10 protein-coding genes are annotated in these 15,743 nt (G+C 72.7%); 6 read left to right on the top strand and 4 right to left on the bottom strand.

What is annotated here, in order from left to right:
• Nucleotides 1-444 precede the first annotated feature (444 nt).
• From ACIA77_RS13300 to ACIA77_RS13285, 4 genes are read left to right on the top strand one after another with little or no spacing between them, the layout of a single operon-like run.
• Nucleotides 445-1,890: a pyridoxal phosphate-dependent decarboxylase family protein gene (locus ACIA77_RS13300; RefSeq protein WP_395886086.1), complete on the top strand. Its 1,446-nt coding sequence runs from the start codon at nt 445-447 to the stop codon at nt 1,888-1,890.
• Nucleotides 1,887-3,182, top strand: a complete 1,296-nt coding sequence (locus tag ACIA77_RS13295; RefSeq protein WP_395886085.1) for a lysine N(6)-hydroxylase/L-ornithine N(5)-oxygenase family protein — start codon at nt 1,887-1,889, stop codon at nt 3,180-3,182. The genes ACIA77_RS13300 and ACIA77_RS13295 overlap by 4 nt, the downstream gene beginning before the upstream one ends.
• A complete protein-coding gene (locus tag ACIA77_RS13290; protein ID WP_395886084.1) occupies nt 3,179-4,972 on the top strand; it encodes an IucA/IucC family protein in 1,794 nt (597 codons plus the stop codon). Before ACIA77_RS13295 ends, ACIA77_RS13290 begins: the two co-directional genes overlap by 4 nt.
• Nucleotides 4,969-6,282 carry a glutamine synthetase gene (locus ACIA77_RS13285; RefSeq protein ID WP_395886213.1) on the top strand — a complete coding sequence of 438 codons (1,314 nt, stop codon included), beginning with the start codon at nt 4,969-4,971 and terminating at the stop codon, nt 6,280-6,282. The genes ACIA77_RS13290 and ACIA77_RS13285 overlap by 4 nt, the downstream gene beginning before the upstream one ends.
• Before the next feature lie 81 nt (nt 6,283-6,363).
• Here the strand turns inward: ACIA77_RS13285 and ACIA77_RS13280 are convergent, their stop codons facing one another.
• The gene (locus ACIA77_RS13280; RefSeq protein ID WP_395886083.1) at nt 6,364-7,758 is read right to left on the bottom strand and encodes an FAD-binding oxidoreductase; all 1,395 of its coding nucleotides are present in this window, start codon (nt 7,756-7,758) and stop codon (nt 6,364-6,366) included.
• A 91-nt stretch (nt 7,759-7,849) separates the two neighbouring features.
• A complete protein-coding gene (locus ACIA77_RS13275) occupies nt 7,850-10,867 on the bottom strand; it encodes an ATP-binding protein (RefSeq protein ID WP_395886082.1) in 3,018 nt (1,005 codons plus the stop codon).
• Between the two features lie 160 nt (nt 10,868-11,027).
• Here ACIA77_RS13275 and sthA point away from each other — a divergent pair, with 160 nt between their 5' ends.
• On the top strand, nt 11,028-12,440 hold the full coding sequence (gene sthA / locus ACIA77_RS13270; RefSeq protein WP_395886081.1) for a Si-specific NAD(P)(+) transhydrogenase: 1,413 nt from the start codon (nt 11,028-11,030) through the stop codon (nt 12,438-12,440).
• A gap of 103 nt (nt 12,441-12,543) precedes the next feature.
• Here sthA and ACIA77_RS13265 read toward each other — a convergent pair whose 3' ends face one another.
• Together ACIA77_RS13265 and ACIA77_RS13260 are read right to left on the bottom strand one after the other, a co-directional pair.
• A complete protein-coding gene (locus ACIA77_RS13265) occupies nt 12,544-12,867 on the bottom strand; it encodes a hypothetical protein (protein ID WP_395886080.1) in 324 nt (107 codons plus the stop codon).
• Between the two features lie 9 nt (nt 12,868-12,876).
• Nucleotides 12,877-13,296: a hypothetical protein gene (locus ACIA77_RS13260; RefSeq protein ID WP_395886079.1), complete on the bottom strand. Its 420-nt coding sequence runs from the start codon at nt 13,294-13,296 to the stop codon at nt 12,877-12,879.
• Nucleotides 13,297-13,529: 233 nt separating this feature from the next.
• Between ACIA77_RS13260 and ACIA77_RS13255 the strand changes: the two genes are divergently transcribed.
• Nucleotides 13,530-15,440 carry an intein-containing Rv2578c family radical SAM protein gene (locus ACIA77_RS13255; RefSeq protein WP_395886078.1) on the top strand — a complete coding sequence of 637 codons (1,911 nt, stop codon included), beginning with the start codon at nt 13,530-13,532 and terminating at the stop codon, nt 15,438-15,440.
• Nucleotides 15,441-15,743 lie beyond the last annotated feature (303 nt).

Below are 15,743 nucleotides of genomic sequence, written 5' to 3'. Positions count from 1 at the left end.
CGCCGCGGCCCGACACACCTGCACCACCACAACCAAACCGCCGGGGCCCTACGCAGCTCACCAGCGCACCCAGCCCCCGCCCTGCACCTCGATCCCCGCTCTCCTCACGGTTCTGGGTCCTTTGTCAAGGCACGCTTTCCAGCCTTGACAAAGGACCCAGAACCGTAGAGACACTCAAAGATCGGGGTGCCCCCACGCGCCCTACGCCCGACGATGTCGCGCGCCAGCGCGACGAGTCGGCTGCGTCCACCCACCGCACCAAGCCACGCACCACCCCAGCGTCCCTCACGCCCCATCGGGTCACCCCGAACACGAATGGCCGACGCATCCACCTCCCAACCCCTCCATCCTGAAAGAGGCCCCGGACACCCACCGTCGCCCCTCCCCCTGGGTGTCCGTATTGTTGCGTAGGGTAGGCAAGGTTACCCTAAGAAAGGCGGCTCCATGGGCGGAGATTCGGCAACGTGGCTGGCCGGCGGCCGCACCGGCACCGACCACCTCACAGCTCTGCTCCCCTCGGCCCTGCGCGGCCTGGCAGCAGGCGTAGCCGAACGCAACGGCCCCATCCCCTCCGGCGGCCCCGCCGCCGTCGCCGCCGCGCTGGCAGCCTCCGGCGCCGGCAAAACGCTCCCGAAAACGGGGATCGGCGCCGAACGAGCGCTGGAGGACTACGCCACCCTCCTCGCCGCCGGGTCCGCCGACCCCGCGGACCCGGCCTGTGCCGCCCACCTCCACTGCCCGCCGCTGGCCGTGTCGGTCGCCGCCGACGTCGTCGCCGCGGCCATGAACCCGTCCATGGATTCGTGGGACCAGGCGCCGATGGCGAGCGAGCTGGAAGCCGAGTTCACCTCCGGCATCGCCCGCCTCTGCTTCCCCGGCGCCCCCAACGCCGACGCCGTCGTCACGTCCGGCGGCACCGAGTCCAACCTCCTCGGGCTCTTGCTGGCGCGAGAAACGACCGGCAGCACCGTCCGCCCGGTGTGCGGCACCAACTCCCACCACAGCGTCGCCCGCGCCGCCTGGCTGCTGGGCTTGCCGGCTCCGGTCGTCGTGCAGTGCGCCGACGACCGGATGATCCCGGCCGCGCTCGCCGAAGCGCTGGCGCCGCTCGGCGCGTCCGCGGTCGTCGTCGCCACCGCCGGCACCACGAACACGGGCCGCATCGACCCCCTGCCGGAGATCGCGCGGATCTGCCGCCTGGCCGGCGCCCGGCTGCACGTCGACGCCGCGTACGGCGGCCTGGCCCTGTGCAGCGAAACCCTCGCCCCGCGGCTGGCCGGCCTCGAACTGGCCGACTCGGTGGCGCTCGACCTGCACAAGTTCGGCTGGCAACCCGTCGCGGCGGGTCTGCTCGCGGCCCGCGACGCCGCGGACCTCTCGGCGCTGACCGTGCGCGCCGAGTACCTCAACGCCGACGACGACACCGAAGCCGGCCTGCCCGACCTGCTGGGCCGCTCGATCCGCACGTCGCGCCGCCCGGACGCGTTCCGCATGGCCGTCACCGTCCGCGCGCTCGGCACCGACGGTCTCGGCGCGCTCGTCGAACGCTGCTGCACCACCGCCGCCGAGGTCGAGGAACTGGTCGAGCGCCACCCGGACCTGCAGTCGTGGGGCCGGCCCGAGCTGTCCACCGTGGTGTTCCGCCCGTGGGGAGCCGACGACGACCTCGTCGCGCGCGTGCGCCGGACGCTGCTGGAAGCCGGCACCGCGGTGATCGGCCGCGGCGCGCTGCCGACCGGGCCCGAGGGGGCGAACCAGCTGTGGCTCAAGCTCACCCTGCTGCACCCGCACACCACCGCGCAGGACTACGCCGCGCTGCTCGACCGCGTCGCCGAAACCGCGGCGGCCGAGCGGACCGCGCCCGCCCCGCAGAGCCCGGTCGCCTCGTGAGGCGCTTCGACCTCGCGGGTGTCGGCATCGGGCCGTTCAACCTCTCGCTCGCCGCGCTGGCCGACCCGCTCGACCGGCTCGACGTGGTGTTCTTCGACGCGCGCCCGGAGTTCCGCTGGCACCCGGGGCTGCTCGTCGACGGTGCGACGCTGCAGGTGCCGTTCCTCGCCGACCTCGTGTCGCTCGTCGACCCCACGAGCCGGCATTCGTTCCTCAACTACCTGCGCGAACGCGGCCGCCTCCTGCCGTTCTACTTCGCCGAATGCTTCCACCTGCCGCGCGCGGAGTACGACGACTACGGCCGCTGGGCCGCCGCCCGGCTGCCCGCGTGCCGCTTCGGCCACGAGGTCACCGGCATCCGCTGGGTGGGAGCGGAAGAGGCGTTCGAGGTGACCGTCACCGGGGCCGAGCCCGTGCTCGCGGCGTCGGTCGTGCTCGGGGTCGGCACCCGCCCGAGCGTGCCGGAACCGTTGCGGGACCTGGTGGCCGACGAGGGCGTGCTCGCCCTGCACTCCGCCGACTACCTGACCCGCCGCGCGGAGCTGCTGGCCGCGGAGACGGTGACCGTGGTCGGCTCGGGGCAGTCGGGCGCCGAGGTGTTCCTCGACCTCCTGCGCTCGCGCTCCACTGTGGACGGTCTGCGGTGGCTCGCGCGCACACCGGCGTTCGCGCCGATGGAGTACTCGAAGCTGGGCCTGGAACAGTTCACCCCGGACTACACGGCGTACTTCCACGGACTGCCCGAAGCGGTTCGCGACCGGCTGCTGCCGGCGCAGTGGCAGCTGTACAAGGGGATCGACGCCGAGACCATCGCCGCGATCCACGACGAGCTGTACCGCCGCAGCATCGGCGGCGGCTGGCCCGGCGCGGCGCTCACCCCCGGCGTCGAGGTGGTTTCGGCCGCCCCCGGTGCGCACGGCATCGAGCTGGGCCTGCGGCACGTCGAACAGGGCCGCACCGCCACGCACCGCACGCACGCCGTCGTCGCCGCGACCGGCTACGCGGAAACGCCCACCGAGCCCCTGCTGCGTGAACTCGACGTGCGACGCGACGGCCGCGGACGGCTCATCGTTCAAGCCGACAACCGGCTGGCCCTCGGCGCCGGCGTGCCCGGCTCGGTGTTCGTGCAGAACGCCGAGCGCCACACCCACGGCCCCGGCGCGCCCGACCTCGGTCTCGGCGCCTGGCGCGCCGCGGCGATCCTCAACTCCGTGTGCGGCAAGGCCGTTTACGACCTGCCCGAACGCACGGCGTTCACCACGTTCGGCCTAGCTGACCCGGAGGAGCAGTGACCCTGACCGAAGCCGCCGCCTGGCGGGCCGCCGGTTCGCTCGTGACGCACAAGGTGCTCGGCGAACTGTCCTACGAGGCGATGCTGCGGCCGCGGCCCGGCGAACCGGCCCGCGCCGGGCACCGCACGTGGCACCTCGAGCTGCCCGGCAGCGTCTCGTACCGCTTCGAGGCCCGCCGCGGCGCGTTCGAATCGTGGACGGTGCTGCCGGGCAGCGCCGTGCGGCGTGAGAACGGCGCCGAAGCGCCCGCGGACGACCCGCGCACGCTGGTCGTCGACGCGCGCGAAACGCTGGGGCTCACCGGGTTGCGGCTCGCCGACGTCCTGGCCGAGCTGACCGCGACCGTCACCAACGAAGCGGCGCGGCTGCGCCGGGCGCCGACGGCCGCCGAACTGTCCACGATGGACTACAACCTCGCCGACGGGCACCTCACCGGCCACCCGCGGCTCGTGCTCAACAAGGGCCGCGTCGGCTTCTCCGCGCCCGATCGCGCCCGCTACGCCCCGGAGGCCGGTGCCGAGGTGCACCTGCGGTGGTACGCCGTGCACCGCGATCTCGCGCAGTTCCGCAGTGTCGCCGGACTCGACGCCGCCGGGCTGCTGGGCGGCGAGCTGGACGCGGCGCAGCGCGAGGAGTTCAGGGCGCGCGTCGCCGCCGTCGGCGATCCGGCCGACTACGTGTGGGTGCCCGTGCACCCGTGGCAAGCCGACGAGATCCTCGGCACGCTCTACGCCGCCGAACTGGCCACCGGCCGGGTGGTCGAGCTGGGGGCGAGCGCCGACGCCTACCGGCCGCACCAGACGGTGCGCACGCTCGCCAACCGCAGCCGCCCCGGGCGCCACGACGTCAAAACCGCCGTGTCCGTGCGCAACACGCTCGTCTACCGCGGCCTCAACTCCGCGGCGACGCTCGCGGGGCCGTCGGTCACCGAGTGGCTGCGCCGGATCGACGCGGCCGACCCGCTGCTGTCGGAGAAGTACCGCTTCTCCCTGCTCGGCGAGGTGGCGAGCGTGTCCGTGCGCCACCCGCTGTTCGGCGCGCTGGAGGAGCTGCCGTACCGGTTCCACGAGACGCTTGGCGCGCTGTGGCGCGAGCCGCTCGTCGCGACGCTGGCCGAGGGGGAGCACGCGATCTCGTTCGCCGCGCTGCCCTACCGCGACGCGGCGGGCGAAACCGTGCTGACCCGGCTGATCACGCGCTCCGGCGACGGCGCCGAAGCCTGGCTCTCGCGCCTGTTCGACCTGCTGCTCACGCCGTTGCTGCAGTGGCTGCTGCGCTACGGCGTCGGGTTCTGCCCCCACGGCCAGAACCTGATCCTCGTCGTCGACGGCGAGGGCCGGCCGGTGCGGGTGGCGATCAAGGACTTCGCGCAGGGCGTGGACCTGCTCGACGAAGAGCTGCCCTGTTACGCGGACCTGCCGCCCGAGGCCGGTGCCGACATGCTGCGCTGGCCCGCCCACCTGCTCGCGCAGTCGCTGTTCAGCTCCGTGTTCTCCGGCCAGCTGCGGTTCTGGGCCGAGGTCCTGCTCGACGACCTCGGCCTGGCCCGCGCGGACTTCTGGGCGCTGGTGCGCGCGGTCGTCGGCCGCTACCGCGACGAGAACCCGGACGTGGCCGAGCGGTTCGACGCCTGCCTGCTGTTCGCGCCGGACGTCGAGCGCGTCACCCTCAACCGCGAGCACTTCGCGGGGCAGGGTTTCGACAAGGTGGAGCGCGACGACGAGTTCGACGTGCGCTGGGGCCGCGTGCCGAACCCGTTGCACGCGCCCGATCCGGACGGCGCGTGGTGACGCCGTTCGACCGGCCCGTCGGCGCGCGCTCCCTCGCGGTGCGCGCCGAGGCGGGCTCGGCCGCGGCGGCGGTGCTGCGGCGCGTGCTCGCCGAAGCCGGCACGCGGCTCGTGCTGCTCGTACCCGATCCGCACGCGCGGTTCGCCGCGGTGGAGCTCGAAGCGCCGTTCGCGGCCGAGGTGCTCGACGACGGCTACGGCGTGTGCAGCTACGTCTTCGCGTGGACGCCGGAGCGGGATCCGTTGCCGGGCAACGACGTCCTGCAGCCGTACCTCGGTGGCTTCGGCGATCTGCGGATCCGCGCCGACGCCGCGTCGGCCGTCCCGCTGGGGGATCGCACGTGGGCGGTGGTGTGCGACGCCGAACTGCCTTCGGGCGCACCGGCGGACCTCGCGCCGCGCACGGTGCTGCGGAGGCAGCTGGCCGAACTCGAAGAACTGGGGCTGGTGCCGTCCGTCGGCCTCGAGCACGAAGTCGTGTTCCGCGACGCCGACGGCGTGCCGCTGACGGGCCACGGCGTGGACTACGCGGTGGGCGGCACCGAACGCCTGGCGCCGCTGCTCGCGGACCTGCGCTCGGCCGCGGCGGGGCTCGGCGTCGAATCCGCCCGCGCCGAATGCCACCCCGGCCAGTACGAGGTCGTGCTGCGCCACCGCGACGCGCTGTCCGCGTGCGACGACGCCCTGCTGCTCCAGCTGCTCACGCGCCGCACGGCCGCGGCGCACGGCGCGCGGGCGGACTACCTCGCCGCCCCGGAAACGGGCCAGGGCAACTCGTGCCACGTCCACCTCTCACTGTCCACACCGGACGGACCGGCCGGCTTCCCGTTCGGCCTCGGTGCGTTCCTCGCCGGTGTGCTGCGTGACGCCCGGGCACTGACGGCGCTGTGGGCACCCACGTGGAACAGCTACGTCCGCCTGCGCACCGCGCCGTTCTCGCCCCGCGTGCTGCGGTGGGGCCCTGACGACCGCACCGCCGCCGTACGCTTGTGCGGCCGCGCCGAAGCGCCGCGCCTTGAGTTCCGCTTCGCCGGCGCGGACGCCCAGCCGCACCTCGTCGTCGCCGCATTGCTGGCGGCCGGCCGCGCGGGCGTCGCCGAAGGCCTGACGCCGCCGGAGCCCGGCACGGCCGTCGGCGAGCTGGCGGCCACACCGTGGGACGCGTTGGCGGAGCTGGAAAAGGGACGCGCGGAAGAGCTGCTGGGCGCGGAACTCGCCACCCAGCAGCTCACGGTGCTCCGAGCGGAGCTGGACTCGGGCCTGGACACCGTCACGGACGTCCAGCGCCGCCGCGGTGCGCTGCGTTCGTGAACCCACCGCGGGCCGGGGCAAGACCGGAGTGCTGCGGTGCGGCCCCGACCACCGCACCGCAGCTGCCCCCGCACCCCGGAATCACCCGCCGGCAGGCCGGATGTTCTGGTTGATGTGGAACAGGTTCTTCGGGTCGTAGCGCTCCTTCACCCGGGCCAGCCGCTCGTAGTTGCCGCGGTAGGCGGCGCGGACGCGGTCGTCGCCCTCTTCCATCATGAAGTTCACGTACGCGCCACCGGCCGAGGTCGGGTGCAGCTCGGTCCAGTAGTCCTTCGTCCAGCGGGTGATCACTTCGCGGTTGTCGGGTGAGGGATCGACACCCACGATCACACCGGACCAGCCGCCGTCGCGGTACGGGAACGCCGTGGCGTCGGGGGCGGCTCGGGCCGCGGCGCCGTCGATCGGGTACAGGTGCATGGACGAGTGCCCGGTGGGCAGGGCTTCCCCGAAGCGGCGGTGGATCGCGATCGCCTCGTCGGAGATCTCCGTGGTGACGTCGGCCCGCCAGTACCACTGCAGGCCCGAGGGGTACAGGGCGTCGAACGCGCTCTGCAGAGCCGTGAACGGCATCTCCATGAGCCCGACGACCAGCGGCGAACCGAAGGAACGCACCGGTTCCAGCACCTCGTCGGCTCGGGCGTGGGAACCCGTGTAGCACCAGACGATGCCGCACGCCTTGCGGCCCCACAGCTCCTCCGGGAACGGCGGTGCGGGCGGGATGGTCAGCAACCCGAACCAGCCGCTGAGCTCTTCGGGCAGCGACGGCATCAGTTCGCGGTACCAGCGCAGGACGTCTTCGGTGTCTTCCAGCGCGTAGAGCACCGGCCCGGCGATGACGGTGCCGTGCTCGCCGATGTCGTGGCAGCGGAACGTGAACGACGTGACCACTCCGAAGTTTCCGCCGCCGCCGCGCAGCGCCCAGAACAGGTCCGGGTGCGATTTCTCGCTGGCGTGCACGAAGCTGCCGTCGGCCAGGACGACGTCGGCGGACAGCAGGTTGTCGACCGTCAGGCCGAAGCGCCGGGCCAGGTAGCCGATGCCGCCGCCGAGGGCCAGCCCGGCGACGCCGGTGGAGGAGATGATCCCTGAGGGGGTAGCCATGCCGAACGCGACGGTCGCGTGGTCGACGTCGCCCCACGTGCAGCCGGCGTCGACGCGCACGGTGTGCGTTTCGGGGTCGACCGTCGTGCTGCGCAGCGCGGAGAGGTCGACCACGAGCGCGTCGTCGGCGATGCCGAGCCCGCCGGCGTTGTGGCCGCCGCCGCGCACGGCGAGGTCGACGTGGTTCTCCCGGGCGAAGTTCACGCACGTGATGACGTCGGCGGTGTCGCGGCAGAAAGCGATGGCGGACGGGTGCTTGTCGATCATTCCGTTGTAGACGGCCCGCGCCTGCTCGTAGCCGTCGTCGCCGCGCGTCAGGAGGGCGCCGCGCAGGGCGAGGGCGAGTTCCGGGAACGGTGCGGTGATGGTGGTCATGCGGTTTCTCCCTGATTTCCGAACGGCTCACCCCGGTCGGGCTGCCTGTGCCACCGAAGCTAGGCAGGGGGCGTTCGCGCAGCGTTCGGCTTCAGTCCGCGAGGCGTTCGAGGTCGCGTTCGCAGCGCAGCCGCAGCGTCGTACTGCCTTGCGCGGCAGCCAGTTCCACCGCGGACTTCAGGCGCAGCTGCGCGCGTTCCGGGGTGTCGTAAGCGGACCGCAGCCGCAGCACTTCGGGCAGCCACCACAGGTCGTCGCGGGCCTGGCCGACGACGAGGGCGGCGTCGAGCGCGGCGCGACCCGGGCCGGGCCGCCCGTCGCGCGCCATCAGGTCGGCCTGCAGCGCGAGCCAGTACGGCATGCGCGCCAGGGAACCCTCGGCTTTGAGGTTGGCGATGCCGCGCTGCGCGTCCGTGAGCCCGACGCGGTCCCCGCGCGCCCACCCCCTGAGCACGAGGCCCCACTCGCGGTAGTACGCGAAGCCGTAACGGCCGCACAATTCGCGCAGTTCGGTGGAAACGGCCGACACCCGCTCGCGATCACCGCACATCTGGTGCGTGATCCCGGCGTACGCGAGCGCGACGGCGAGACTGTAGGGGTGCGGGTACGTCCGCGCGATCTCCACGGCCTCACGGCACTTCCGCAGGGCCTCGTCGTCGTGCCCCAGCAGCCAGTGCGCGTGCGCGGCCCACGCGGGGCTGTGCACCTCGGGCCGCGTGCCGATCGGCAGCGACGGCGCTCCGCGGGTCAGCCGAGCGGCCACGTCGAAGTACCGCAACGCCTCCGCCGGGCGCCCGAGGCTCACCGACGAGCCCGCGAACGCGAAGTGCGCGGATCCGGACAGCTCGTCCTTGGTGCTCCCGTCGACGAGGGCGAGCGCGCGGATCGCGGCTTCGTGCGCTCGGGCCGTGCGGCCCTGCACGAACCTCGACGTCCACAGCCCGACGAGGCCGACGAGCGTGGAATCGCGCTGTCCCAAGCGTTCCGAGAGCTCGATCGAGCGTTCGAGCGTGCGCTGCAACTCGGCGGACGAGTAGCCGAGCCGGGCGTTGAGGGGGCCTGACAGCGCTTCGAGCACCTCGAGCTCGCGGCGGTCGGTCTCGGGCCCGGCGGGCGCGTCGGCCAGCAGCGCCAGCGCTTCGCGTAGCAGCCGGATCGCCTCGCCGTGGGCGAACGTGCCCGCGGCCAGCCCGGCGGCCCGGCGGTAGTACGCGACCGCGCGGTCCGGCCGTCCGCCGCGAGCGTACTGCTCGGCCAGCTGCGCGGACACGGACCCGGTGTCGCCGGGGTGCAGCAGTTCGAGGCTCTGGGCGAGCCGGCGGTGCAGCAGCCAGCGGCGCGGCCGGCTCACCTGCTGGTAGGCGGTATCGCGCAGCAAGTCGTGGGAGAAGTCGTAGCCGTCGCGGAATTCGCGCAGGATCCGCAGCCGCCACAGTTCGTCGACGGCGCGCACCACGGCCCCGGCGTCGAGGTCGCTCGCCTCGGTGAGCAGGTCGAGCGTGAAGTCCCGCCCGACGGCCGCCGCGAGCCCGGCGAGCTCACGCGCCTGCGGGGCCGGCTGTTTGAGCCGGGCTTCGAGCACCGCGGCGAGGTCGCCGGGCGGCCCGGCGCCGCCAGAGCGCAGCGCCTCCACCACCGACAGCGGGAAGCCGCCGGTCGCGGCGTGCAGCAGCGCCAGCTCGTCGTCCTCGGGCCGCCGGCCGGAGACGGATTCGGCCAGCCGCGCGGTGTCGGGCGCGTCGAGCGGGGTCAGATCCACTTCGGTCAGCCGGCCGGTGGCGCGCAGCCGTTCGGTCCAGCCGGCCAGCGCGCCGTCGCCGGGGTCGGTGCGCTGCGTGGCGGCGAGCAGGAGCGGGGCCCGCGGTTCGAGGCCGAGGCAGAAGAGGAGGAACACCAACGTTTCCTGGTCGCACCAGTGCGCGTTGTCGAGCACGAGCAGCGTCGGCCGGCCGGCGCCGGTGAGCGCACGGGCGAGGCCTTCGAAGAAGCGGTGCCGCTGCCAGGCGTCGGCGACGGCGCGCACGACCGGCGGCGGCCCGCCCGTCTTGCCGGCGGGCACGAGCCGGTCGACCTCCGCGCGCCACACCGGGGCGAGCGCGGACAGGGCCGGCTGCAGCACGGGGTTGCGCAGCCAGTCGGCGACGGGCGCGAGCGCGAGGCGCCCCGAGGTCCCGAAGCACTGCGTCCCCGCCACCACCGCGCCCTGGCTGCGCGCGAGCCGCGCCAGCTCGACCACGAGCCGCGTCTTGCCGACCCCGGGGTCGCCGCGCACGAGCGAGACGGACGGCTGCCCGCCCGCCGCCTTCCGCCACAGTTCGCGCAGGAGCGCGAACTCGCGGGCGCGGCCGACGAGCCGGGACTCGAACCCGTCGCGGCCCGGCGCGGGGTCGGCCAGCAGCCGCCGCAGTGCTGCCTGGGTGGCGCGGTCGGGCACCACCCCCAGCTCGCGTTCGAGCACCGCCGCGCACCGGTGGTAGGTGCTCACGGCACCCGCGCGGTCACCGAGCTCGGCCTGCAGCCCCATCAGCGTCCGGTACCCGACCTCCTCCAGCGGCCGCAGGCGGATCCGGCGCCGGGCCGTCTCGGCCGCACCCGCGAGGTCGCCGAGGCGCGCCTGGGCGTCGCCGAGGAGGTCGCACAGCGCCACGCAGTCCTGTTCGAGCTCGGCGCGCGGTGCGTCGAGCCAGTCGTCGGCCAGGCCGGGCATCAGCTCGCCGCGGTACTCGGCCAGCGCGGCGCCCGCGTGGGCGACCACTTCCTCGTCGCGCGTGGTTGCTGCTGCGGCACGGCGTTCGGCGTCGAAGACGCGCACGTCGACGCGGCAGCTCGGGGTGTCGTGCCACGACAGGTCCTGGGCCGTCACGAGCAGCGCCGACTCCTCGCCGAGGACCTGGCGCAGGTGGTGCAGCTCGCGGCGCAGGTTCGTGCGGGCCTGCGCGTCGGACGAGTCGGGCCAGAACAGCGCCGCGATCCGCTGCCGCGGCTGGGGCAGCCCGGCGTGGGTCACCAGGAAGCCGACGAGCGCGATCGCCCGCGGCGACCGGGTCAGCGCCGGCCCGGTCGCACCGTCGGTGACCGACTGCTCTCCCAGCAGCGAGACGTGCAGCATCCCGTGGTGCCCTCCTGAGCAGGCACGCTAGTCCCGCGCGCGGCGGCCGGGGGATCTTGCGCCGTCCGGCCCACGCCCGCGCGAACACGGCGTAAATCCCCGGCGGCGACGCGCGCCCCGGGCTTGCGGAGCACGGGCCGGGTGCGCAGGCTCTGTGATCGTGAGCGAACGCGAGTACGAACTGATCGTCATCGGCTCGGGCCCCGGGGGGCAGAAAGCGGCCATCGCGGCCGCGAAACTGGGCAAGAAGGTGGCGGTCGTCGATCGCCACGACATGGTGGGCGGGGTGTGCGTGAACACCGGCACGATCCCGTCGAAGACGTTGCGCGAAGCCGTCCTCTACCTGACGGGGATGAACCAGCGCGAGCTCTACGGCGCGAGCTACCGCGTGAAGCAGGACATCACGATCGCCGACCTGATGGCGCGCACGCAGCACGTGGTCGGGCGCGAGGTCCAGGTGGTGCGGGCCCAGTTGCTGCGCAACCACATCGATCTCGTGCCGGGCACGGGCTCGTTCGCCGACCCGCACACGGTGCTGGTCGAGGGCAAGCACCCGGGCGACCGGACGATGATCACCGGCGACCACGTCGTGATCGCCACCGGCACCCGCCCGGCGCGCCCGAACCACGTCGACTTCGACGCCGCGCGCGTGCTCGACTCCGACGAGATCCTGCGGCTGGAGGAGATCCCGTCGTCGCTCGTGGTGGTGGGCGCGGGCGTGATCGGGATCGAGTACGCGTCGATGTTCGCGGCGCTCGGTTCGCGCGTGACGGTGGTCGAGCAGCGCGACCAGATGCTCGACTTCTGCGACCCGGAAATCGTGGAATCGCTGAAATTTCAACTCCGCGATCTGGGCGTCACCTTCCGCTTCGGCGAGAAGGTCGCCAACGTCGCCGTGTCGGCCGACGCCACCGTCACCACGCTCGTCAGCGGCAAGCGCATCCCGGCCGACGCGGTCATGTACTCGGCCGGGCGCCAGGGCATGACCCGCGACCTGGCGCTCGGGAACGCGGGCCTGCTGGCCGACGAACGCGGCCGCCTCGCCGTCGACGAGCACTACCGCACCGAGGTCCCGCACATCTACGCCGTCGGCGACGTCATCGGCTTCCCCGCGCTCGCGGCCACCTCCATGGACCAGGGCCGGGTCGCGGCGTACCACGCGTTCGGCGAACCGTCGAACGGCCTCGGGGCGCTGCAGCCCATCGGCATCTACACGATCCCGGAGATCTCGTACGTCGGCGCCACGGAGGCGCAGCTGACGTCCTCGTCGGTGCCCTACGAGGTCGGCATCGCGCGCTACCGCGAACTCGCCCGCGGCCAGATCTCGGGCGACAGCTACGGCATGCTGAAGCTCCTCGTGTCCACCGCGGACCGCACCCTGCTGGGCGTCCACGTCTTCGGCACGGGCGCCACGGACCTCGTCCACATCGGCCAGGCCGTCATGGGCTGCGGCGGCACCGTCGACTACCTGGTGGACGCCGTGTTCAACTACCCGACCCTCTCGGAGGCGTACAAGGTCGCCGCCCTGGACGCGACGAACAAGATCAGGGCGCTGGAGCGGTTCCCGGTGTGAGGTTCGCTCGGCGGCACCGCCGGGGTCGTCGTGCCCCGGCGGGGTTGTGCTGTTTCACCATGGCCTCGTAGGTACAGGTGTGGCGTCAAGCACCGCGTGGTGGTCACGGCGTGGACCAGTCCAGGGACACCGAGTGCGAAGGCTGCCTGCTCGGGTCGGTACCTGCGAGAAGCACGTGCACTTCCGAATGGGGAGAGCCGACTGGCTGACGCTGACACGCGTAGACAACGGCATCGCCTCCAACGGGATTGTTTCGGGCCGCCCACTCCAGTGCTTCGGCAGCCGTGCAGCGCGTCAGCTCGTGCTCGGTCACCGTCCAGTGTTCGTTGCTTTCGCCGGCGTTCCGCGTCCAGAACTCGATCAAGTACACCGGCGACTCGACGGCGATGACGTTCCCAGAGCCGTGGTATCCCTCGGTCACTTGCATGCCGAAATCCTATGCTCCGCAGGCCAGCGTGGCTTTCGGGCTTTCGACTGTCGCCGCCTGCGGAATTCCGTGCCACACCGCGCTCACCGTCGCTCGCCCGAACCAGGTGGTCGCGGCGTCGCCAGAGCAGTTGAAGCCGATCCGCTTGTTCTCCACTGAGACCTGACCCGCGTTGGTCGAAGTCGGAGCGTCGCCGCGTGCAGCCGTACTCCCGTTGACCACGGCGAACATCTGGCCGGTCAGCGAGATCGTGTCCATCGGTTCCGAACAGCTGAACTTCGGCTTGAACCCGACGACCATCTTCGCGCCGGAGGTTCTCAGGTATGTGTTGCCCGTCTGGAGCTCGCAGTGTGGAGCGACGATGCTGATCGCCGGGTCGTGGGCGGCGACCGTGTTCGCGTTCGGCGCGAATGTCGGCAACGAGACCATCGATGTGAACGTGGTCGCGGCCAACAGAAGTCTGTTGATCATAAAACTAAGCTAGACGCACGCAGGTTGAACAGGGGCGGTTTACCCGAGCTCGGCCCGATGAGGTCACGGGTGATCACCCTGTGTGCTTGGCCGAGGTTGAGCGTGTGGCGCTACTGGAGGGTCGCGTCACGCTGACCTGAGCGTTCGAACACCTGTTTGACACCGGTTAGAACATGTGTTCGACTGGGTGAGTGCGATGGGAACGACAACGAGCGGGGGAGGGCGAGCCCAGCCTGCCCGGGCTGGACGGCCTGGTGCGGTCGGTGCGGTCACCGGAATTCGACGGCGTCACGTTTCACGAGGTGCACGCCAAGTCGGTGCTGAACCGGGTGGCCGAGGGGTCCCAGGTGCCGTTCCGGTGGACGGTGAACCCCTACCGGGGGTGTTCCCATGCCTGCACATATTGCGTTGAAGGCAGCACGCCCGTCCTGATGGCCGACGGTCGGCATAAGCCGATCTCGGAGTTGAAGGTCGGGGATCTCATCTTCGGCACGCGCGGGCACGGCGTCGCGCGGCGGCTGGTGCCCACGGAGGTGCTCGCGCACTGGACGACGGTGCGCGCGGCCTACCGCGTGACGCTCGACGACGGCACGGCGATCGTCACCGGTCCGGACCACCGGTTCCTCGGTGCGCGGGGCTGGAAGTACGTGACGGGCAGCAAGCTCGGCGCGGCACAGCGGCCGCACCTCGAGGTGGGTGGTGACCTCGTCGGCGGGGGCCGGTTCGTGCGCACGCCCGACGAAACGCTCGGCTACCGCGCCGGGTACCTGTGCGGGATGCTGCGCTCCGGCGGCTTCGCGGCGGAGGCCGACGCGGCGGCGCGCGCGTTGCGGTACCTGCCCGACTTCGGTTCGTCCGTGGGGTTCATGCGGCTCCCGGCCGAACCCGACGCGCACTGGTCGCGCGGGTTCCTCGCGGGGCTGTTCGACCTGGCGGGTGCGTACCGGCGGGGCGTGCTGTCGATCGCCCACGACGAAACCGACGTCGTCGACGCGATGTTCGCGGCGCTGGACCGGTTTTCGTTCGAGTACGACACCGTCGGCCACCGCCGCTACCCGGGCCGGCGCCAGGCGCGGCTGACCGGCGGCGCCGGGGAAGTGCTGCGGTTCCTGCACTTGACGGACCCGGCCGTCGCGTGGAAGCGCTCTCTCGACGGCACCACCATCGGTTCCGTGCGGCGCACCGTCGCGTCGGTCGAAGCGCTCGGCCTGGAGCTGCCGCTGTTCGACATCACCACCGGCACCGGCGACTTCATCGCCGAGGGCATGGTGTCCCACAACTGCTTCGCCCGGAACACCCACACGTACCTGGACTTCGACGCCGGCCACGACTTCGACACCCAGGTCGTGGTGAAGGTCAACGCGCCGCAAGTGCTTGCGGCGCAACTGAAACGGCCGAGCTGGCAGCGTGAGCACGTCGCCATGGGGACCAACACCGACCCGTACCAGCGCGCCGAAGGCCGCTACCGCCTCATGCCCGGCATCATCCGCGCGCTCGCCGACTCCGGCACGCCGCTGTCGATCCTGTCCAAGGGCACGGTCATGGCCCGCGACCTGCCGTTGCTCGAGTCGGTGTCGAAGGACGTGCCGGTGAGCCTCGCCGTGTCCATCGCCCTGCTCGACCGCGAACTGCAGCGCCGGCTCGAACCCGGCACCCCGAGCCCGCAGGCGCGGCTCGACCTCGTCCGCAAGGCCCGCGCGGCCGGCCTGCCGTGCTCGGTGCTGGTCGCCCCGGTGCTGCCGTACCTCACCGACTCAGTCGAAGCCCTCGACGCCCTCTTCACGCAATTGGCCGACGCCGGCGCCGACAGCGTCACGGTCATCCCGCTGCACCTGCGCCCCGGCGCGCGCGAGTGGTTCGCCTCCTGGCTCGGCCGCCACCACCCGCAGCTGGTGCCCCGCTACAAACGCCTGTACTCCCGCGGCGCCTACGCCGACCGCGGCTACCGCGCCCTGCTCGGCGAACGCGTCGGCCCGCTGCTGCGCCGCCACGGCCTCGCCCGCGAGACGGGCTACAACCCCCGCACCGCAGCCGAACCGGAGGTCCCGGCGCCGCGCGCCGAAGGCCCGCCCCCGTCCTCCGAACAGCTGCGCCTGCTCTGAGCGCGCCGCCCGGCCTTCCCCGGCCGGCGCGCCCAGGGGCGGTGACCCGGCCGCGACGCCCCCCGACAGCCGGGTCACCGCCATGCCCCGGGAGATCAGTTCCATCCCCTCGGCGGCGCTCGCTCGGCTGTGTCCCGCCGACGTTGTCCACACCGCGCCCGACTCGTGGACAGTTCGGCACCCCGCCGGCCATCTCGCCGATCTTGCCGGTGGCGGCGGACACGCTGGACGAGGGACGCCCCTGGGACGGCGGGGGTTGTGGCCGCCTCACGACAGCTCGGCGAGGACCCGCCGGCACACGAA

Source organism: Amycolatopsis sp. NPDC051903 (assembly GCF_044452505.1).
GTDB lineage: Bacteria > Actinomycetota > Actinomycetes > Mycobacteriales > Pseudonocardiaceae > Amycolatopsis.
The sequence above is the reverse complement of the archived record's forward strand: the minus strand, read 5'-3'. Positions and strand labels throughout refer to the sequence as shown.

What these genes read in the sequence shown, in the direction of transcription:
- ACIA77_RS13300 (WP_395886086.1), top strand. Translation starts at nt 445, where the DNA reads ATGGGCGGAGATTCGGCAACGTGGCTGGCCGGCGGCCGCACCGGCACC.
- ACIA77_RS13275 (WP_395886082.1), bottom strand. Translation starts at nt 10,867, where the DNA reads ATGCTGCACGTCTCGCTGCTGGGAGAGCAGTCGGTCACCGACGGTGCG.
- ACIA77_RS13265 (WP_395886080.1), bottom strand. Translation starts at nt 12,867, where the DNA reads ATGCAAGTGACCGAGGGATACCACGGCTCTGGGAACGTCATCGCCGTC.
- ACIA77_RS13260 (WP_395886079.1), bottom strand. Translation starts at nt 13,296, where the DNA reads ATGGTCTCGTTGCCGACATTCGCGCCGAACGCGAACACGGTCGCCGCC.
- ACIA77_RS13280 (WP_395886083.1), bottom strand. Translation starts at nt 7,758, where the DNA reads ATGACCACCATCACCGCACCGTTCCCGGAACTCGCCCTCGCCCTGCGC.